This window comes from Streptomyces sp. NPDC052079 (genome assembly GCF_040680275.1).
Taxonomy (GTDB): Bacteria; Actinomycetota; Actinomycetes; order Streptomycetales; family Streptomycetaceae; genus Streptomyces.
The window spans coordinates 258,930-277,362 of record NZ_JBFAWL010000002.1; the positions used below are offsets into that span (position 1 = coordinate 258,930).

Consider the following 18,433-nt stretch of genomic DNA (forward strand, 5'->3'; position numbering starts at 1 on the left):
GTACCCGGTCGCCCAGGGCCCGCCCGGCCCGAGTTGCCGCGCACCGGCGATGCGAGAGGGTAAGGAGGGAGGTCCGCGAAGGGAGCTTGCGGTGACAGGCTGTCCTGTCGACGACACCGCCGTACTGAACGCGCTGTTCGCCGACTCGCGCCAGCATGTGTTCGTCTTCGACGCCGAAGGGAAGGTCACCCGCTGCAACCCGGCCGGCCGGGGCGTACGGGGGCTGCCCGCCGGCGACGTCATCGGGCACGCCATCGAGGACTTCACCCCCGCATTCGAGGCGGATGAGCTCAGGGCGCTGATCGACGAGGCCTTCGCGACCGGGGAGCCGTTGCGCAGCCGGGTGGTGCGCGGGCCCTCGCCGTCGGACCCGCAGGTCACCGTCGCCGTGGAGGTGTCCCTGTTTCCGCTGCCCAGCCGGGACGGCGAGATCCCCGGGCTGGTGGGCGTCGTCGAGGACGTGACCGAGCGGGAGGCCGCGGCGGACCGCCTCGCCGTCCTCAGAGCGGTGCACGAGAGCGTCGGCTCGACCCTGGAGGTGGGGACCACGGCGGAGGAACTCGTGCATGCGCTGGTGCCCGCCTTCGCCGACGCGGCGAGCGTCGACCTGCTCGAGGACGACCCCAGCGGGAGCGCGCCCCGGCCCGGGCCCGTGCCGACGGACGTGCCGCTGCGCAGGGTGGCCTTCGCTCCGACGAGCATCGAGCCGGCCAGGAAGAAGGGCGAGAGCCTGCCCTTCCCCTACCCCACCCCGTACACCCAGGCCCTCAACGACACCCAGGCCCGTCTGGTCCCGGTGTCCCCGGACGATCCGTGGCTCTCGGCCGACCGGGACGGTTCCACACGGCTCATCGCGGCGGACATACGCTCCATGATCGTCGCCCCGCTGAGGGCGCGGGGCACCGTCCTGGGCCTGCTGACCCTGTACCGCAACCGCACCGAGGCCTTCCAGGAGGCGGATCTGGACGTCGCCCGGCAGGCGGCCGCCACCGCCTCCGCGCACCTGGACAACGCGCGCAGCTACCGCCGGGAGCACATCGTGGCCTCCGCGCTGCAGCGCAGGCTCCAGCCCGGGGAGATTCCCCGCCTCTCGGCGGTGGACACCGCCCATGTGTACCTGCCCGAGGGAGCGGGCGGCGCCTGGTTCGACGTCATCCCGCTCTCCGGCGCCCGGGTCGCCCTGGTCGTCGGTGACGTCACCGGGCACGGCATCGAGGCGGCGGCCACGATGGGCCAGCTCCGCATCGCCCTGCGCACGCTGGCGCTGCAGGACCTGGAGCCGGACGAGATGCTGACCTATGTGGACGAGGTCGCCGCCCAGCTCCCGACGGCGGACACCTCGGGCGCCTCGGGCGCGGACCGTCATACGGCGACCTGCGCGATCGTCGTCTACGATCCCGTCTCCCGTCAGTGCACCATGATCCGGGCGGATCACCCCGCACCGGTCCTGGTCGACCCCGAGGGTTCGCCGCTCACCGTGGACGTCCCCCAGGGGCCGCCGCTGGGACCGGGCGGCGGGCAGCCCTTCAGCTCGACCGAGGTCCAGCTCGCCCCGGGCAGCCTGCTCGCCCTGTGCACCCCCGGTCTCCTCGCCTCCGGCAGCGACGGCGAGACGGCCGCCGAGCAAGACCTCGCGAACGTCCTCGCCACCACGTCCCAGCCCCTGCAGGAACTGTGCGACACCGCCGTGTACCGGCTGGCGCCCTCGCCTCGCGACGACGCGGTCCTCCTGCTCGCGCGCGTCCACGTACTGGCCCCGGAACAGGTCGCGGACTGGACGCTGCCCACCGACCCCTCCGTGGTGGGCACGGCGCGTCGGCTCGTCAACCAGCAGCTCGCGGCCTGGCACCTGGACTGGGTGGTCTACACCACCGAGCTCATCGTCAGCGAACTCGTCACCAACGCCATCCGCTACGGCAAGGGGCCGGTGCGGCTGCGGCTCATCCACGACCAGCACCGACTGCTCTCCGAGGTCACGGACGCCAACAGCGCCAGCCCCCACCTGCGGCACGCCCGCACGAGCGACGAGGGCGGCCGGGGCCTCTTCATCGTGATGCGGCTCAGCTCCCGTTGGGGCGTACGGCACAGCCGCCAGGACAAGACGATCTGGTCCGAGCAACGCCTCGACGAGGCGTCCAAGGACCCGCTGACGTTGATGGAGGCCTTCGACATGGCGGAGGCCGCGGAGCTGTGAGGGTTCGGTGACCCTGGCCCGCCCCCGGGCGCGGATGTGGCAGACTCACGGGCCGACAAACGCCGTTTCGGGGGAGACACGTATGTATCCGGGTCAACAGCAGGGTCCCTACGCGCCGCAAGGCCCGCATCAGCCGCAGGGGGCGTACCCGCCTCAAGGGCCCTACCCACAGCAGCAGTACCCGCCGCAGCAGCAGTATCCGCAGCAGCCGTACCAGCCGCAGCAGCCGCACCCGCCGCAGTACCAACAGCCGGTGCCGCAGCAGCAGGTCGGGGACGCGCGCATGGTGGTCGATCCCGGACTCACGGTCAACCAGCGCGAGTTGGTCATCAAGATCCAGTCGAGCAGCAAGATGCTCGCCGTCGGCTTCGTGCTGGGCATTCCGCTCACCTTCGGCGGACTCCACTACGGCATCACCGAGCAGCCCTCCGGCTTCGTCGCCGCGCTCGCCGGTCTCGCCCTGCTGGCCGTCGGTGTCGCCGGGTTCCTCAAGTCGGCCGCTCTGCGGCGCCAGTTGCGGCAGATCACACCGGACGCCTGGCGGTCCCCGGCCGCGCATCTGCCGGGTGCGCGCAAGGCCGCCACGCTGGCCGCCTATATCAACGGCCTGCTCGTCGTGCTGTCCCTGGGCGCGGCCGGCTGGCTGCTCGTCCAGGGCGCCGGATGGGGCGCCTACGGCAACTCCTTCGGCTTCGGCGCCCTGCTTCTCGGCGCCGCCATCCCGGCCGCGCTCGGCGCCGCCGCGGCGAGCACCATTCCGCAGCTGCTCCGGGTGATCCCGGCCGGTGCCAAGGTGGGCCGCGCCCTGTACTCCGTGATCATGGCGGTCGGTGCGCTGATGCTGGTCAACGGCGTGAAGAACGGCGAACTCATGGCGCTCGCCGTCGGCGGCACGGTCACCGCGATCTGCCTGGGCGCCATGACCCTGCTGGGCCGTGCCGCGAAGCGGATGCGCGGCGAGACGCCGTAACCCGGACGCCGGACGGCCCTACCGCGAGGTTTCGGCACCCCGGCGCAGCGCGCGGGAGCACCAGCCGATGACCGTGGCGTTGACCAGTGCGCCGACGACGACGGCCAGGACGAACATCACGGGGCTGTCCGGCAGAAGGATCAGCACGAAGCTGACCGGGGCGGTGGCGAGCAGCGGGATGACGCCCGCGAGGGAGGCGTCCTCGGTCTCGCCGGCGCTCACCGCCAACGCCCAGATCAGCAGGGCGGCGCAGAGCCCGAGGTAGACGAGCGCGGCGATATCGCAGAGGGCGTGGCGCAGTCGGCGGGGCAGGGATCGGCCGGGTCTGGTCACGACGGCGGGCTCCTCGGGTGCGCTGGTCGTGGTCGACCACGCTTCTACCCGGGTTGCCCGGGTTCAGACGGCGTGGGGCGTTGGCTTCCGGGAAGGGCAGTCCGCGCCACGTCGCCGGTCCGGGCCCCCTGGTCACCAGGCGGCCCGGACGGGTGAGCGGGGGTCAGGCCGCCGCCTCGGCCGTGGAGTCGGCCGGGGCCGCCGGGGCCGGCTGCGCCGGGGTCCGTACGGCGCGGCGGCGGGTCGGCAGTCCGAGCGTCGGGTTGGCCACGGCCCAGGCGGCGCCCTTGCAGACCAGCTCCTTGTAGACGGCGGCGAGCCGTCCGGTCAGGGCCAGGCCGAGGGCGCGGTCGTCGGCGGTGACGTACTGGATGATGCCCTCCCTGCGGCCCAGCGAGATGCACTGGTTGTAGTAGCGGATCGGCACGTTGGGGACCTTTCCGCCGGTCAGCCGTGCCGCGATCGCGTCGGCGGCCTGCCACGCGGTGGGCATACCGGAGGCGCAGGACATCCGCAGCGGCTTGTCGCCGGGGCCGATCACCATGGCGGCGTCGCCGACGGCGTACACCTCGGGGTGCGAGACCGAGCGCATGGTCCCGTCGACCACGATCTGGCCGGTGCCGGTGGCCTCCAGGCCCGTGGCCCGCGCGATGGGGTGGACGGCGAAACCGGTGGTCCACAGCGTGAGGTCGGCCGGGAGGGAGCCGCCGCCGGCGGTGGTGACACGGTCGGCCTCCACGCCCGTGACGTCGGCGTGCTCGTGCACGGTGATGCCGAGCCGGTCGAACACCTTGCGCAGGTGCCGGCGGCCCTTGGGGGAGAGCCAGTCGCCGAGGGCGCCGCGGGCGGCGAGCGCGACGTCGAGGTCCGGGCGGGCCTCGGCGACCTCGGACGCGGCCTCGAGCCCGGTGAGCCCGCCGCCGACCACGACGACGTGCTGTCCGGCGTCCAGGCCGGCGATCCGCTCGCGCACCCGGAGCGCCCCGGAACGGCCCGCGATCTCGTGGGCGTGCTCGGCGGAACCGGGCACGCCCTGGTCGTTCCACCGGCTGCCGAGGGCGTGGACGAGGGTGTCGTACTCCAGCTCGCCCTCGCCGTCCGCGTCCCGCACGGCGACCGCCCTGCGGTCCACGTCGACGCCCGTGACCTGCGCGATCCTCAGTTCCACGCCGGTTCCGGCGAGCATCTCGGCGAGGGGACGGTGCTTGATCCGGCGGCCGGCCGCCACCTCGTGGTTGCGGACGCGTTCGACGAATTCCGGATCGGCGTTGACCAGGGTGATGGCGACGTCTTGGCTGCGCAGCCGCCTGGCGAGGCGTCCGGCGGCGGTGGCTCCGGTGTAGCCGGCTCCGAGGACGATGATGCGGTGCTGCATGGCCTTGCTCCTGTCGTCAGCGGATTCGCCCCTTGAACCGGACGGCCCGCCGTTTCCCGACAGGAGTGGTATGTGACGCAGGTCACATGATGGTCAGTAGGCGATACGCATCAGGGGTTCCCCCTGGCCGGCAGCCGCCCAGCGTTCGGTCACCCGTTCGAGCTTGTCGGGGTTGACCTGGTTCCGGACGGCGGCGATGCCCTCGCCGGTGACCTCCAGGCACATGACGGCGACGACCCGGCCGTCGACGACCGCCAAGAGGGCGGGGTCTCCGTTGGCCGTCGTCGCGTAGACCTCGGGGGAGCCGCCGACCAGGTCCCGCTTGGCCTTGCCCGGCAGGAACAGGCCGCGGAGGAACTTCGCGACCGCGAGCGCGCCCTCGAACGGCTTGGCGCGGGCCGGGACCTTTCCGCCGCCGTCGCCGACCGAGACGGCGTCCTGGGTGAGCAGCCGCACCAGCGGCTCGGTCCGCCCGCTGGTGGCGGCCGCGAGGAACTCCTCGACGACCCGGCGGGCGGCGGCCTCGTCGATCTCCGTACGGGCCCTGCCCTCCGCGACATGCTTCCTGGCGCGGTGGAAGATCTGCTGACTGGCCGCCTCGGTGATCTCGAGGATCTCGGCGATCTCCCGGTGCGCGTAGTCGAACGCCTCCCGCAGGACGTACACGGCCCGCTCGTTCGGGGTGAGCCGCTCCAGCAGGACGAGGACCGCGTACGACACCGACTCCCGCTGTTCGGCGGTGTCGGCGGGGCCCAGCATCGGGTCCCCGGCGATCAGCGGCTCGGGAAGCCACTCACCCACATAGGTCTCGCGCCGTGCGCGGGCGGAGGCGAGTTGGTTGAGGCACAGGTTGGTGAGCACCTTCGTCAGCCACGCCTCGGGGACCCGGATGCTGTCGACGTCGGCGCCCTGCCACCGCAGGAACGTCTCCTGCACGGCGTCCTCGGCCTCAGCGGCGGAGCCGAGCAGCCGGTAGGCGATGGCCTCCAGCCGGGGCCTGGAGGCCATGAACCGCTCCACGTCGCGCACGCTCAGGGCCATGCCCCGGATCCTACGACTTCGGGCCGCCGTCCCCCGCAAAGGTGTTTCTCACGGCGCCAGGCCGATCTCCGCGCAGGCCGCCGCGTACGGCTGGGTGCAGATGTCCTCGGCGGTGTAGACGCCGTCCTCGATCACCGTGTCCTCGATGTTCTCCTTGGTCAGGGCGACCACGGGGACCAGCATCGCCGGAATGTCCTTCCGCGTGCGGCTGTCGATGCGGTCCCGGGCGAGGGCGTCGAACTGGATCGAGCGGTCCTGCACCTTGGCCACCGCCATGTCCGCGGCCCCCGTCGCCTCCAGCAGGAAGGACTTGTACACCGTCATGTACTGCGTGCCCGCGGCGACCCGCTGCACCGCCGCGAGATCCGCGTCCTGCCCGGTGACCGGCGGCAGGTCGGAGAGGCCCGCGTCCCCCAGCACCTCGATGACGGCACCGGCCATGCCGTCGTTCGCCGAGTACACCGCGGCGAGATTGCCCGCGCCGACCTCCTTGAGCGCCTTGCGCATGTTCTTCGCGGCGACCTCGGGCAGCCACTTGTGGGTGTCGTACGCCTTGACGATGTCCACCTTGCCGCTCAGCTCGCTCAGCGCGCCCTTCTTGAACAGCGCCGAGTTCGGGTCCGCGGCCGCGCCGTTCATCATGACGACCTTGCTCTTCTCGGCGTTCTCACCGAGCGCGTTCACCAGAGCGCGGCCCTGCACCTGGCCGACGAGTTCGTTGTCGTGCGACACGTACGCGTCGATCGGGCCCTCGGCGAGACGGTCGTAGGCGATGACGGGTATGCCCGCCTCCTTCGCCTTCTTCACGTCCGGCGCGACGGCCGCGGCATCGACCGCGTCCACCAGGATCACGTCGGCGTCGTCGGCGATCAGCTTCTGGAACTGCTCGCTCTGCTTGGCCGTGCTGCCCTCGGCGTTCGCGTAGACGACCTTGCCCTGCTTGTTGGTGAGGGAGGAGATCCGGTCCCTGATGAGCGGGTAGTCGAACTTCTCGAAGCGCGCCGTGTCCTTGTCGGGCAGCAGCAGGCCCACCGTCATGTCGTAGTTATTCGGGCCTCGTTCCGTGTCGTCCTCGCCGGTGGCGCCGAAGAGACCGCAGCCGGTCAGCGAGAGGGCCGACAGCGTGGCGGTCAGGAACAGGGCGGAACGGCGTACGGCGGTGGGGGCGGGGGTGGTACGGGGGTTCACGTGCGGGGCCTTCCGGGCGGACGTACTGCATGGGCGACCGAGTGGCTGGCGGCTCCGGCCTGAAGGTCGACCAGCAGTGTGTCCGTTGTGGGGTGGTGCGGCACCCGCGCTCACGACCTTCTCGCGCGGCGCCCAGAGAATGTGCGCAGGAGAGGCACAGGGGCTGCACACAGTGCGTCGTGGCCCTGGCTAGCGTTGCTGTTCCCTGCTCCGTACCGTTCGCCTCCGGGCGATCGGTACGTCAACTCAGGAAGACAGCGGATGGACTACTGCTCCACGTGTCGCCGGCATCTGAACGGCGCCCTGGTCTGCCCGGGCTGCGGCGCCTACGCCCCGGACATCGCGCCCAGCGTCATCGGCGGCCCCGCGGTCCGCGGTGGGGTGAGCGCGGCAGCCGAGCCCGCCGCGGCCGTCACACCCCCCGCCCCGCGCCCGCGTGACACGGCGTCACCGGCGCCCGCGCCGTCTGGCATCGGAAGGGCGGCACGACGGCGGCAGCTGACCCGCTGGAGGAAGACCCAGCGACGGGCCCTGGTCGCCACGGCCGTGGCCCTCGTGGGCGGCGGGCTGACCCTCGCCTCGATGGACCGGGGCAACGGGGACCGCGCCCAGGCCGCGACGGCGCCCGACTTCCGGGGCATGGGCAGCGCGACGGAGTCCGCGGACGGCACCACCGACCCGGGCTCCACGGCCACCTCCCCGGACCGTACGCCGCAGTCGCCCCGGGCCGGTGACGACGAGCGCGGGGCGCCGGCCGAGACCGCGCAGGCGTCCCCCGCCCCGTCCCGCACGGAGAGCGTTTCCGAGAGGCATACGGAGGTGACGCCCCGGCCGCGGACGACCGCCCCGGACTCCGTCTCCCGTTCCGGCGCCCGCTCGGAGGCGAACGGAAGCGTGGGCGCCGAAGGGAGCGTGGACACGGGGTCGGGCTCCGCCTCCGTTTCCGGCTCCGGCTCCGGCTCCGGCACGGCGACCCGGCCGACACCGCCGCCCCCGCCCCCGGCCGCCGACGACGGCGACGCGGCGGGCGGCACGGAGCGGGGCGAGGGCTCCCGGCCCGCCCCCACCACCCCGCCGGCCGGCGAACAGGCCTCCTCCCAGCAGCTCTGCCTCCTGGTCATCTGCCTGGGCTGACCCACCGCGCCCCGGGCGCCGGCCCTGCGGAACAATCGGGACATGAGCATCGTCAAGATCAACGTACTCACCGTCCCGGAAGAGCAGCGCGAGACGCTGGAGCAGCGGTTCGCCGCACGGGCCGGGGCGGTGGAGAGTTCGGACGGGTTCGAGTGGTTCGAGCTGCTGCGTCCGGTGGAGGGCACCGACACCTACCTCGTGTACACGCGGTGGCGGACCGAGGAGGACTTCCAGCGCTGGATGGCCGGCCGGGGGGAGGCCGCCCACGGCGGGGCGCAGGGTGAGAAGCCCCGCCCGGCGGCGACGGACGCCACGCTCTGGTCGTTCGAGGTGGTCCAGCAGGCCGCGCCCAAGCAGGGCTGAGTCACGGCCCATCCCGTTCAGCGGAGGGCGGCGAGCACCCGGCGGGCGGCCTCGGCGACCAGCGGGTCGCTGGGGCTCGCGTCCCGCTCGGGGCGGTCGGTCAGGACGGCCAGCACCAGCGGGGCGCCACGCTCGGGCCACAGGACGGCGACGTCGTTGGCCCGGCCCCAGTCGCCGGTGCCGGTCTTGTCGCCCACCTTCCAGCCGCGGGGGGCGCCGGCCCGGATGCGCCGGGCGCCGGTGGTGCTGCCCACCAGCCAGTCCGTGAGCAGCGTCCGTTGGGCGGCCGGCAGGGCGTCGCCGAGGACGAGGGCGCGGTAGTCGGCGGCGACGGCCCGGGGGGTCGTGGTGTCCCGGGGGTCTCCTGGCGGGTTGCCGTTCAGCTCGGGTTCGTCCTGGTCCAGGCGGCTGACGGAGTCACCGAGTCCGCGCAGGTGGGCGGTGAGGGCGGGAGGGCCGCCGAGGTGACGCAGCAGCAGGTTGGCGGCGGTGCTGTCGCTGTGGCGGACGGCGGCGTCGCAGAGTTGACGCAGGGTCATGCCGCTGCCGGTGTGCTTCTCCGTGACCGGTGAGTAGCCGACGAGGTCGGCGCCGGTGTAGGGGACGCGCTCGTCCAGGCCGGCGAGCGGGCCGCGGTCCAGGACGGCGGCCGCGGCGAGCGTCTTGAACACGGAGCAGAACGCGAAGCGTTCGTCGGCGCGGTGGGCGACGGTCGCGCCGGTACCGGTGTCGACGGCGTACACCCCGAGGCGGGCGCCGTACTCGCGTTCCAGGCCGGCGAGGCTCCGGGGGGTCAGCGGGGCGGGCGCGCCCGGGCCCGAGGAGGGCCGGGACGACGGTGCCGCGGTGCCGTCCCGGCCCCGCTCGCGCACGGGCTTGCCGGCGGCGCACCCGGCTGCGGGAGCGAGGGCCGCGGTCAGCAGCAGGGCACGGCGGGAGGGGTGTGAGGTCACAGGGGACATTCCCTTTCGGTCGGGTGCGGTCAGGACTCGGGTACGGCGGTCAGCAGCTCGCGGATCACCGGTCCCGCCGAACCGCCGCCGGTGACGCCCTCCTCGACCAGGCAGGCCACGGCCACGTTGCCCCGGTGGGCGACCATCCAGCCGTTGTTCTCCTGGTCGTCGGAGACCTCGGCGGTGCCCGTCTTGGCGCCGATGTCGCCGGGCAGGTTGGACAGGACGCGGCCGGTGCCCTCCGTGACCGTGGCCCGCATCAGTGCGCGCAGCTGGGTCACGACCTTCCGCGGCAGGGGCGTGGTGCGGGTGGTGTCCTTGGTGCCGTCAACGAGCGAGGGCTGGTGGAAGGTGCCCGACACGGCCGTCGCGGTGACCGACGCCATGATCAGCGGGTTGGCCTGGACCCGGCCCTGCCCGATCATCGACGCGGCCTTCTCCGCGGCGTCGCGCGGCACCGGCACCGAGCCGTCGTACGAGGGGACGCCCACGTGCCAGTTCTGGCCGACCCCGAAGTACTTCTTCGCCACGTCCCCGAGCTCGCCCTCGCCGAGCCGCCCGCGCAGGCTGATGAACGCGGTGTTGCAGGACTCGGTGAAGTCCTTGCGGAAGGTGGCGCCGGGGTGTTCCGACCCCTCCACGTTCTGGAACCGCTTGCCCACCGTCAGGTACTTGGGGCAGTCCACGACGTCGTCCGGCGCCACGGGGTCCTTCAGCAGCAGGGCGCTGCTGGTCACGATCTTCCACGTGGAGCCGGGGGCGTAGGTGCCGGAGACCGCGCGGTTGAAGCCGGAGGCGGGCGCGTTGGCCACGGCGAGGATCTCGCCGTCGTCGATGCGCAGGGCGACGAGCGCGGCGTTCTTGCCGTCGGCCTTCGCGAGGGCGCGTTCGGCGGCCGACTGCCAGCGGGCGTCGAGAGTGGTGCGTACGGGGCCTTCGTCCTTGCGGGTCTTCTCGCCGCCGAAGGACACCTCCGTGCGTTGGACCTGATCCGTGGCCCGGTCGACGAGGTGCACCGCCCCGCGCGGACCGCCGCCCACGGCGAGCTGGGCGAGGACCGGCGCGAGGGACGGGTGGGTGGCGCCGGTCAGGGTCTCGCCATCGCGGTCGGTGACCTCAACGGGTACCGCCTCCTCGCGTTCCAGACGGAACTTCTCCGTGTCACTGAGCCTCGGGTGGACGAGCGACAGCTTCCATTCCACCTTCCAGGTGCCGTCGTCCTGCTCCCGCAGCGGCAGCTGAGAGATGTACGTCCAGGTGCCGAGGCCGGTGACGGGCATCCGCGCGGTGAAGGGCACGGTGACGGTGCCGTCGCCGGTCTCCTCGGGTTTCCCGGCCGTGAGCTCCGGTTTCTCGATGTCGAGCCCGGCGGTGAAGCTGCCCAGGACCTGCTCCGCGCGGTGCGGTCCGGTCGTACGGGCGGCGGCGTCCGGCAGCCGTCCGGCGGACCAGTCGGCGAGGAACGCGCGGGCCTCGGCCACCGCCTCCGGATCGGGCCCGGCGTCACGGGCGAAGGGTCCGACGCCGGCCGCATACGCCCCGCCCGCGGCAACCGCGGCCACCACCGCGACGCCGGTGAGAGATCTGGTGGTCCTGCGCGGACGGCGACGACGGGGGCCGCCCGGCGGAAAGTAGGGGGAGGAGTTCATGCACCGACCACAGCAGGGGTGGGCCTGGTCCGTCCAAGACCGCTATAGATCTCGAACCGATTATTACTCGATCTGATGACTGGTCGTGGACCTGGTGCGGCACCTGGAGTGCTTTGCGCCCGGCCGGTCAGGGGGCTCGCAGGGCGCCCGGGCTCAATCCCAGTACCGTTTCGGTGAGGTCGCGGACCAGGCCGTCGACGGCCGCTGAGCGCCGGTCGGCGCTGGTGTTGACGTAGGAACCCGTTCCGTCGATCGCGACCAGGACGCGTACGGCGGCGGTCCAGGGATCCTCGCAGCCGAACACCCCGCCGTTCACCCCCTCGGCGACGACCTGTTCCAGGCGCCGGCACCACAGGAGCTCCTGGCTCACCACCTGGTCCCGGAGCACGGGCCGGTAGCGCGACAGGTGGCGCGCGTTCAGCCACAGCCTGCTCACGTCGTCGAACTCCGCCCCACCGATGCGGGCCAGGAGTTCGCGCACCGCGTCCAGCGCGCCCCGCCCGCTCCGTCCGTCCGGTACCTCGGGGAGCAGACTGTCCAGCTCGGCCATGGTGGCACTGGCGAACGCCTCGGCCACCAGCTCCTCGGCCATCGGGAAGTAGTGGCCGACGAGTCCGGCCCGGACCCCGAGTTCTTCGGCGACCCGCCGGAGGGTGACGCACTCCAGGCCCTCACCGAGCGCGACCCGCGCGGCCGCCCCCACCATCTCGTTGCGCCGCTCCGCGGGTGGTTTGCGGACCTGTTTGCCGGCACCCCTTGACTCCATGGGACGGGATGCTATTGGGTAAGCACCCAATTAGGCAATTGTTCACGCGCCCAATTAACCGGGCCGCGTGGGCGGCTGCCGTCGCACGGACCCCCACGCGAACCACGAGCCACCGACCGCCCCGGTCGGCCGGACCGTCACCGCGCCCGTGCCGGCCGCTGCCCTGGGAAGGCGGTGCAGCGCCTGCGCCCGTACGCACCCCTGTCAGGAGACCACCGTGGGAAACACACGCACCGATGCCGCTGAACTCGCCGAGTACGGCTACCAACAGGAGCTCAAACGGACCCTGTCCGCATGGGCCGTCTTCGCCATCGGTTTCGCGACCATCTCGCCCGTCGTCGGCATCTACGCGGTCGTGCAGCTCGGGTTCGTCTTCGCCGGCCCCGCGTGGATCTGGGCGGTCGTCGTCGCCTTCCTCGGCCAGCTCATGGTCGGCGTCGTCTACGCCGAGCTGTCGTCCCAGTTCCCGATCACGGGTGGGGTCTACCAATGGGTGCGCAGGCTCAGCGGCCCGCGCCTGGGCTGGCTGGTGGGCTGGATCTATCTCGCCTCGGCCATCGCGTCCCTGACCACGGTGGCCTACCTGGGCGCCGGCTGGCTGCACATGCTCGTCAGCGACGCACCCCTGTCGGCCGCGGCCCACGTGCTCCTCGGCGTGGTCTTCGTGGCCGTGGCGCTGGGCATCAACCTGCTCGGTGTCAACCCGGTGAAGCACTTCCTCAACGCCGGCATCATCGCCGAGGGCGTCGCGTCCATCGCGGTGAGCCTGGTGCTGCTGGTCTTCGCGCACCACAACGGCTTCGGCATCCTCTTCGACACCCTGGGCTCCGGGGCGGCCTCCGGCGGATCCGTCGCGGCCGGGTTCCTCACGTGCCTGGCCGTGGCCGGCTGGGCGTTCCTCGGCTTCGACGCCACCACACAGGTCGCCGAGGAGACCGAGCACCCGCGCCGCAACGTGCCCCGGGCCCTGATCCGCGCGTACCTGTTCGTCGCCTTCACCGTGCTGCTGACGGCACTCGCCGTGACCCTCGCCCTGCGCCGCCCCGAGGACGCCGTCTCCGGCCAGACCGCGGACCCGGTGTTCACGGCCGTCACCGAGAGCCTGGGCGGGTGGAGCGAGAAGCCCTTCATCGCCGTCGTCCTCATCGCCTTCTTCGCCTGCGCCATCTCCATCCAGACCTACATCGGGCGGGCCGTCTACGCCTTCGCCCGTGACCGGCAGCTGCCCTTCTCCGGCACGCTCGCCACCGTCGGGCCGCGCCAGATCCCCTGGGTGTCGCTCGTCGTCACCGCGGTGCTCGCCAGTCTCGGGCTGTTGCTCGGGCTGAACGGCAACGCCGCTGCCACCCTGATCTCCTTCGGGTCCGGCGGTTTCTACTTCATCTTCCTCACCGTCGCGGCCGTCGCGCTCGTCGCCCGTCTCCGGGGCCGTTGGAAGCCGGCCGAGGGAGAGCTGCGGCTGGGACGGACCGGTCTGGTGATCAACGTCCTCGCCGTGGCGTGGCTGCTCTTCGAGGCCGTCAACGTGGCCTGGCCCCGCGAGGAACTGGCTCCTGCCTCGGGCAGCTGGGTCCAGGTGTGGGCCGTGGTCCTCGTCTTCTCCGTGCTTCTCGCCATCGGCCTCGTCTACGTCGCGACCGCCAAACCCCACACCAAGCTCGTCTCCCGTCCGGCCAAGGAAGAGGTCAGGGCCTCCTGATGCCCAAGCAGCACTCCCCCGCCGTCGTCTTCGACCCCGTGGGCGGGCTCCACACGCGCGACGTCTCGCTCAGGCCCGCCGGACCGGGTGAGGTCGAGATCGACGTACGCGCCGCGGGCGTATGCCATTCCGACCTCCACATCGTGAACGGGGACTGGCCCACCGACCGCCCTCTCGTCCTCGGTCACGAGGCGGCCGGCGTGGTCACCGCCACCGGCCGCGGCGTCACCTCCGTGGAGGCCGGCGACCACGTCGTCCTGTCCTGGTTCGCACCGTGCCGGAAGTGCCGCAAGTGCATCGCGGGGCAGGCCTGGCTGTGCACCGGCACCCGGGCCGTCGCCAACACCCTGCCCGACGGCACCACTCCCTTCCGTGACGCCCAGGACGAGGAGGTGTGGCCCTACCTGGGCCTCGGGGCGTTCACGGACCGCGTCGTCGTGCCGGAGGCCGCCGCGGTGAAGGTTCCCGACGACCTTCCGTTCGACATCGGCGCCCTGCTCGGCTGTTCCATCACCACCGGCGTCGGCGCGGTCATGAACACCGCGGGGGTGCGCCCCGGCGAGTCCGCCGTGGTCGTCGGCGCGGGCGGGGTGGGACTGTCCGTCGTCATGGGCCTGCGTCTCGTCGGCGCGGACCCCGTCGTCGCCGTCGACCTCTCACCGGAGCGCCTGGCCGTGGCCGAGCGGTTCGGAGCCACCCACACGCTCGACGGCCGCGCCACCGACGTCGCCACCTGGTGCCAGGAGGAGCTCGGCGGGATGGACTACGCGTTCGAGGCGATCGGCAGTCCCCGGGTCATCGAGACACTGCCCGCCATGCTCACCTCTGGCGGGGCCGCCGTCCTGGTCGGTATGGCACCCACCGACGCGACCGGGGCGTTCAACCTGTTCGACCTCGCCGACCAGGGCAAGCGGATCCTCGGGTGCAACTACGGGTCCAGCATCGGTGCCCTCGACATCCCCAAGCTCGCGGGCCTCTATCTGGCCGGGCGGCTCCCCGTCGACGAACTGATCGGCACCGTCCGGCCCCTCGCCGAAGCTCCCGCCGCGTTCGACGACCTCAGGGCGAGCGCCGGCGTACGCACCATCCTGCGGCCCTGACCCCCGCACCGGCCCTCGCCCCTGTCACGGGCAGGGGCCGCTCGTACGATACCCGCCCCCCCACACACACCTGGAGATCCGATGTACGCCGTCACCGACCCGGCCACGAACACCGTCGTGGCCACCTACCCGACCGCGAGCGACGCCGAGGTCGACGCGGCCCTGACCGCCGCCCACTCCGCCACGGCCTGGGGTCGCAGCAGCTCCGTGGCCGAACGCTCCGCCGCCCTGCGCCGGCTCGGGGACCTGCACGCCGAGCACCGCGCGGAGCTCGCGGCGGGCATCGTGCAGGAGATGGGCAAGCCGCTCCCGGAGGCGGAGGGCGAGGTCGACTTCTGCGTCGACATCTACCACTACTACGCCGACCACGCCGAGGCGTTCCTCGCCGACGAGCCGCTCGCGGTCACCTCCGGTCCCGGCAGCGCCTTCGTCCGGCGCGGCCCCCTGGGTGCTCTCCTCGGCATCATGCCGTGGAACTTTCCCGCCTACCAGGTGGCACGGTTCGCCGCCCCGAACCTCGCCGTGGGCAACACCATCGTCCTCAAGCACGCCCCGCAGTGCCCGATGACGGCGGCTCTGCTCGAAAGGCTCTTCGCGGCGGCGGGCTTCCCGCCGGGCGCGTACGTCAACATCTACGCCACCAACGAGCAGATCGCCGACGTGATCGCCGACCCGCGCATCCAGGGCGTGTCGCTCACCGGTTCCGAACGAGCCGGTGCCGCCGTGGCCGAGATCGCCGGCCGGAACCTGAAGAAGGTCGTCCTCGAACTCGGGGGCTCCGACCCCTTCATCGTGCTGTCCACGGACGACCTCGACGCGGTCGTCGAGGCGGCGGTCGCGGCCCGCCTCGACAACACCGGCCAGGCCTGCAACGCGGCCAAGCGGTTCGTCGTCGCCGCGGAACTGCACGACGCGTTCGTGGAGCGGTTCACGGCCCGGCTGCTCGCCGCCCAGTCCGGTGCGCCGCTGTCGTCGGTCGCCGCCGCCCAGGTCCTCGGCCGTCAGGTCGACGCGGCCGTCGCCGAGGGCGCGACGCTGCACAGCGAGGGGGAACGCGACGGCGCGTACTTCCCGGCCGGAGTGCTCACCGGTCTCACCACCGCGCACGTGACCGCCCGCCAGGAGCTCTTCGGTCCGGTCGCCATGGTCTTCCGAGCCGTGGACGAGGAGGACGCCGTGCGGATCGCCAACGACACTCCGTACGGGCTCGGTTCCTACCTCTTCACCACCGACCCCGCCCAGGCCGAACGCGTCGCCGACCGGATCGAGGCCGGCATGGTCTTCATCAACGGTGTGGGCGCCGAGGGGGCCGAGCTGCCCTTCGGCGGCATCAAGCGCTCCGGGTTCGGGCGCGAGCTCGGCCGCCTCGGCATCGACGAGTTCGTCAACAAGAAGCTCATCCGCACGGTCGCCTGACAGGACGGGAAACGCAGCCGGATCGCGGGGCTCGACCACGCGACGTAGTGCTGCACACGCACACCACGGCCGACCGGGTCTCCCCCCGGTCGGCCGCGGTACGCCGCGCCGGACACCGTCCCGGCGCGGGCGACGCAGAGCGTCGGCAGGCCTGACCCTGCGCAACGAGGTGGGCGTCGTGGGGTGCCCGGACGGGGGCCGGTACGCCGTCGCCGTGTTCAGCCGGACCGCGCACACCGCCGCGACCCTTCCGGCGGCCGACGCGGGGATCGGAACGGCGGCGGGAATCACGGTGGACGCGCTGCGGGCGGAGGAATTGCGCTCGCGTCGATCAGGGGAAATTGGCGCGTGGAAAAGCGCCGGCCGAGGAAAACAAAGAGCAGGGTCCCGCACCGAAGTGCGGGACCCTGCTCTCAAACCCTGGGGGTTCGGGTCAGGCGGGAACGATGTTCTCCGCCTGCGGGCCCTTCTGGCCCTGGGTGACGTCGAAGGTCACCTTCTGGCCTTCCTGGAGCTCGCGGAAGCCCGAGGTGGCGATGTTCGAGTAGTGGGCGAACACGTCAGCGCCGCCGCCGTCCTGCTCGATGAAGCCGAAGCCCTTTTCCGAGTTGAACCACTTGACCGTACCGGTGGCCATATAAATCTCCTGAGACAGTGCCGGAACTCGCACTTTACGAATCCCTACATCGTCGCGATGATCACCTGCCCGGAGACCCGGTAGCAAACTGGCAACCACAACTGCAACTGACGTCAGCCTAGCACGGAAAATAGCGGAGGCAAGCGAGGAAAATCACTGGAATAAACACCGACGGCATGTTTAGGGAAAGACATTTTCCGCAGCGGGAGCGGTATTTCTGATCCGGCGGTGACAGATTTTCACCGGTGTCCGTTGACCGCGTCCGCCCCGTGCCGGCGGAGCTCCTCGTTGGCCCGTTCGGCCTGCTCCAGTTGCTCCTCGAGGCTGACGATGCGGCACGCGGCGTCGACCGGAGTGCCCTGGTCGACCAGCTCGCGGGCGCGTGCGGCCAGCCTCAGCTGGTGGCGCGAGTAGCGGCGGTGGCCGCCGTCCGAACGCGTCGGGGTGATCAGCCGCGCCTCCCCCAGCGCGCGGAGAAATGCGGGTGTGACTCCGACCAGTTCGGCGGCCCTGCCCATGGTGTAGGCCGGGAAATGGTCGTCGTCGAGCCGGTCGGCGACGGGGTGCCGGTCCTGGTCCGGCTGCCGGCCGTCGGCGTACGGCTGACGTTCCGAGGGCATGCGCACCTTTCCGCGGACCACAAGGGACACGGTCCGCCACGGGGACGGGTTCCCCGCAGAGGAACTCTAGTCGCCTCGGCGGAAAAACTGCCGCGGCCGGAACAGATGTCCTAGCCGTTCCGGTGCGGCGGCTGCTGCGGCTACTTTCTGGTTCTCGTCCTCGTCTCCTCCGCCGTCCGGGTGCGGTGCGGGCCCATCTCGGCGAGGACGGCACCGAGTTCCGCGTCGGTCAGCGCGCTGCCGGGGAGGGGCCGCGGCGGTGCGGACGGGGTGGCGCGCAGGCCGTCGAGGAACAGGGCGAGGGGACGGTGCCAGGCGTCGGGGCTGGTGGCCGCCGTCAGGGGCGGGACGGCGCGGCCCAGGGCGGCGAGGGCGAACAGCAGGTCCTCGGTGGTGACGTCGGGGCGCACGGTGCCCTGCGCCCGTGCCCGGTCCAGCAGGAGTTCCACGGTTTCGCGGTTGTGGGCGTGCACGGCCTGGAGGACCTCGACGTCCGGCAGACGGGTGGTCATGAGGTCGTTGGTGCCGCGGTCGGCCGCCAGAGTGGCGAAGACGGCCCGGAGGTAAGCGGTCAGACCCGTCCAGGCGTCCGGGGCGGTCCGCGCGTGCTCGCCGGCCGCCATGGTGTCCGTCAGCTGGTCGTGGAAGACGGCGTCGACGAGCGCGGCACGGGTGGGGAAATGCCGGTACAGCGTCGCGTTGCCGACCCCCGCGCGGCGCGCGATCACGTCCAGCGGGGCGTCAAGGCCCTGCTCGGAGAAGACCGTGTGCGCCGCCTCCACCAGCCGGTGCCGGTTCCGCCGCGCGTCCCGCCGCTGCCGGGGCGCGGGTGCGGGCGCCTGTGCGGCGGGGCCGGCCGTGGTGCGGTCGGGGGCGGTGGGCTCTTCACCGACGGTCATCGTCTTCCTCCGTACGAAGCGGGGAGCACTCCCCGACCGGATGCTATCGTCGCCGGACTAAGTGGGGAGCACTCCCCGTTTATTGTCGTACACGGA

General features: G+C 72.3%; 17 protein-coding genes and 1 pseudogene. 8 read left to right on the forward strand and 10 right to left on the reverse strand.

Features of this window, described 5'->3' with window-relative positions:
- Positions 1-91 precede the first annotated feature (91 nt).
- Together AB0L56_RS05625 and AB0L56_RS05630 are read left to right on the forward strand one after the other, a co-directional pair.
- Entirely contained in the window at positions 92-2,194 is a 2,103-nt protein-coding gene (locus tag AB0L56_RS05625; RefSeq protein ID WP_365419324.1) for a SpoIIE family protein phosphatase, read from the forward strand.
- 82 nt (positions 2,195-2,276) lie between these two features.
- On the forward strand, positions 2,277-3,164 hold the full coding sequence (locus AB0L56_RS05630; RefSeq protein ID WP_365419327.1) for a hypothetical protein: 888 nt from the start codon (positions 2,277-2,279) through the stop codon (positions 3,162-3,164).
- Positions 3,165-3,182: 18 nt separating this feature from the next.
- On the opposite strand, the gene AB0L56_RS05635 is transcribed toward AB0L56_RS05630, so the two are convergent.
- The 4 genes from AB0L56_RS05635 to AB0L56_RS05650 all read right to left on the reverse strand — a co-directional run bounded on the left by AB0L56_RS05635 (position 3,183) and on the right by AB0L56_RS05650 (position 7,101).
- Entirely contained in the window at positions 3,183-3,497 is a 315-nt protein-coding gene (locus tag AB0L56_RS05635) for a hypothetical protein (protein ID WP_365419330.1), read from the reverse strand.
- 163 nt (positions 3,498-3,660) lie between these two features.
- Positions 3,661-4,872: an FAD-dependent oxidoreductase gene (locus tag AB0L56_RS05640; protein WP_365419332.1), complete on the reverse strand. Its 1,212-nt coding sequence runs from the start codon at positions 4,870-4,872 to the stop codon at positions 3,661-3,663.
- 93 nt (positions 4,873-4,965) lie between these two features.
- The gene (locus tag AB0L56_RS05645; protein ID WP_365419334.1) at positions 4,966-5,913 is read right to left on the reverse strand and encodes an RNA polymerase sigma-70 factor; all 948 of its coding nucleotides are present in this window, start codon (positions 5,911-5,913) and stop codon (positions 4,966-4,968) included.
- Positions 5,914-5,961: 48 nt separating this feature from the next.
- Entirely contained in the window at positions 5,962-7,101 is a 1,140-nt protein-coding gene (locus tag AB0L56_RS05650; RefSeq protein WP_365419337.1) for a substrate-binding domain-containing protein, read from the reverse strand.
- Between the two features lie 261 nt (positions 7,102-7,362).
- Between AB0L56_RS05650 and AB0L56_RS05655 the strand changes: the two genes are divergently transcribed.
- Together AB0L56_RS05655 and AB0L56_RS05660 are read left to right on the forward strand one after the other, a co-directional pair.
- Complete coding sequence (locus AB0L56_RS05655) at positions 7,363-8,235, forward strand: hypothetical protein (protein WP_365419340.1); 873 nt, start codon at positions 7,363-7,365, stop codon at positions 8,233-8,235.
- Between the two features lie 42 nt (positions 8,236-8,277).
- Complete coding sequence (locus tag AB0L56_RS05660) at positions 8,278-8,598, forward strand: antibiotic biosynthesis monooxygenase (protein WP_361034972.1); 321 nt, start codon at positions 8,278-8,280, stop codon at positions 8,596-8,598.
- A gap of 17 nt (positions 8,599-8,615) precedes the next feature.
- Here the strand turns inward: AB0L56_RS05660 and bla are convergent, their stop codons facing one another.
- The 3 genes from bla to AB0L56_RS05675 form a co-directional block, all read right to left on the reverse strand.
- Entirely contained in the window at positions 8,616-9,560 is a 945-nt protein-coding gene (gene bla / locus AB0L56_RS05665; protein WP_365419343.1) for a class A beta-lactamase, read from the reverse strand.
- 20 nt (positions 9,561-9,580) lie between these two features.
- Complete coding sequence (locus AB0L56_RS05670) at positions 9,581-11,200, reverse strand: penicillin-binding transpeptidase domain-containing protein (protein WP_365419346.1); 1,620 nt, start codon at positions 11,198-11,200, stop codon at positions 9,581-9,583.
- A 127-nt stretch (positions 11,201-11,327) separates the two neighbouring features.
- Entirely contained in the window at positions 11,328-11,966 is a 639-nt protein-coding gene (locus AB0L56_RS05675; RefSeq protein WP_365419349.1) for a TetR family transcriptional regulator C-terminal domain-containing protein, read from the reverse strand.
- Positions 11,967-12,183: 217 nt separating this feature from the next.
- Between AB0L56_RS05675 and AB0L56_RS05680 the strand changes: the two genes are divergently transcribed.
- The 4 genes and pseudogenes from AB0L56_RS05680 to AB0L56_RS05695 form a co-directional block, all read left to right on the forward strand.
- Positions 12,184-13,665 carry an APC family permease gene (locus tag AB0L56_RS05680; protein ID WP_365419353.1) on the forward strand — a complete coding sequence of 494 codons (1,482 nt, stop codon included), beginning with the start codon at positions 12,184-12,186 and terminating at the stop codon, positions 13,663-13,665.
- Positions 13,665-14,765 carry an alcohol dehydrogenase catalytic domain-containing protein gene (locus tag AB0L56_RS05685; RefSeq protein WP_365419356.1) on the forward strand — a complete coding sequence of 367 codons (1,101 nt, stop codon included), beginning with the start codon at positions 13,665-13,667 and terminating at the stop codon, positions 14,763-14,765. The genes AB0L56_RS05680 and AB0L56_RS05685 overlap by 1 nt, the downstream gene beginning before the upstream one ends.
- A gap of 81 nt (positions 14,766-14,846) precedes the next feature.
- Entirely contained in the window at positions 14,847-16,181 is a 1,335-nt protein-coding gene (locus tag AB0L56_RS05690) for an NAD-dependent succinate-semialdehyde dehydrogenase (protein ID WP_365419359.1), read from the forward strand.
- A gap of 154 nt (positions 16,182-16,335) precedes the next feature.
- Positions 16,336-16,491, forward strand: a pseudogene (locus AB0L56_RS05695) (serine hydrolase); the annotation flags it as partial.
- 123 nt (positions 16,492-16,614) lie between these two features.
- On the opposite strand, the gene AB0L56_RS05700 reads toward AB0L56_RS05695, so the two are convergent.
- The 3 genes from AB0L56_RS05700 to AB0L56_RS05710 all read right to left on the reverse strand — a co-directional run bounded on the left by AB0L56_RS05700 (position 16,615) and on the right by AB0L56_RS05710 (position 18,337).
- On the reverse strand, positions 16,615-16,818 hold the full coding sequence (locus tag AB0L56_RS05700) for a cold-shock protein (protein WP_004985680.1): 204 nt from the start codon (positions 16,816-16,818) through the stop codon (positions 16,615-16,617).
- 239 nt (positions 16,819-17,057) lie between these two features.
- Positions 17,058-17,438, reverse strand: a complete 381-nt coding sequence (locus AB0L56_RS05705; protein WP_361034993.1) for a MerR family transcriptional regulator — start codon at positions 17,436-17,438, stop codon at positions 17,058-17,060.
- 140 nt (positions 17,439-17,578) lie between these two features.
- Positions 17,579-18,337, reverse strand: coding sequence for a helix-turn-helix domain-containing protein (locus AB0L56_RS05710; RefSeq protein ID WP_365419363.1), 759 nt, complete (start codon positions 18,335-18,337; stop codon positions 17,579-17,581).
- Positions 18,338-18,433: the final 96 nt, after the last annotated feature.

Coding starts and splice junctions, on each gene's coding strand:
- AB0L56_RS05705 (WP_361034993.1), bottom strand. CDS start 17,438: ATGCCCTCGGAACGTCAGCCGTACGCCGACGGCCGGCAGCCGGACCAG.
- AB0L56_RS05685 (WP_365419356.1), top strand. CDS start 13,665: ATGCCCAAGCAGCACTCCCCCGCCGTCGTCTTCGACCCCGTGGGCGGG.
- AB0L56_RS05700 (WP_004985680.1), bottom strand. CDS start 16,818: ATGGCCACCGGTACGGTCAAGTGGTTCAACTCGGAAAAGGGCTTCGGC.
- AB0L56_RS05710 (WP_365419363.1), bottom strand. CDS start 18,337: ATGACCGTCGGTGAAGAGCCCACCGCCCCCGACCGCACCACGGCCGGC.
- AB0L56_RS05640 (WP_365419332.1), bottom strand. CDS start 4,872: ATGCAGCACCGCATCATCGTCCTCGGAGCCGGCTACACCGGAGCCACC.
- AB0L56_RS05655 (WP_365419340.1), top strand. CDS start 7,363: ATGGACTACTGCTCCACGTGTCGCCGGCATCTGAACGGCGCCCTGGTC.
- AB0L56_RS05645 (WP_365419334.1), bottom strand. CDS start 5,913: ATGGCCCTGAGCGTGCGCGACGTGGAGCGGTTCATGGCCTCCAGGCCC.
- AB0L56_RS05690 (WP_365419359.1), top strand. CDS start 14,847: ATGTACGCCGTCACCGACCCGGCCACGAACACCGTCGTGGCCACCTAC.
- AB0L56_RS05670 (WP_365419346.1), bottom strand. CDS start 11,200: ATGAACTCCTCCCCCTACTTTCCGCCGGGCGGCCCCCGTCGTCGCCGT.
- AB0L56_RS05660 (WP_361034972.1), top strand. CDS start 8,278: ATGAGCATCGTCAAGATCAACGTACTCACCGTCCCGGAAGAGCAGCGC.
- bla (WP_365419343.1), bottom strand. CDS start 9,560: ATGTCCCCTGTGACCTCACACCCCTCCCGCCGTGCCCTGCTGCTGACC.
- AB0L56_RS05630 (WP_365419327.1), top strand. CDS start 2,277: ATGTATCCGGGTCAACAGCAGGGTCCCTACGCGCCGCAAGGCCCGCAT.
- AB0L56_RS05675 (WP_365419349.1), bottom strand. CDS start 11,966: ATGGAGTCAAGGGGTGCCGGCAAACAGGTCCGCAAACCACCCGCGGAG.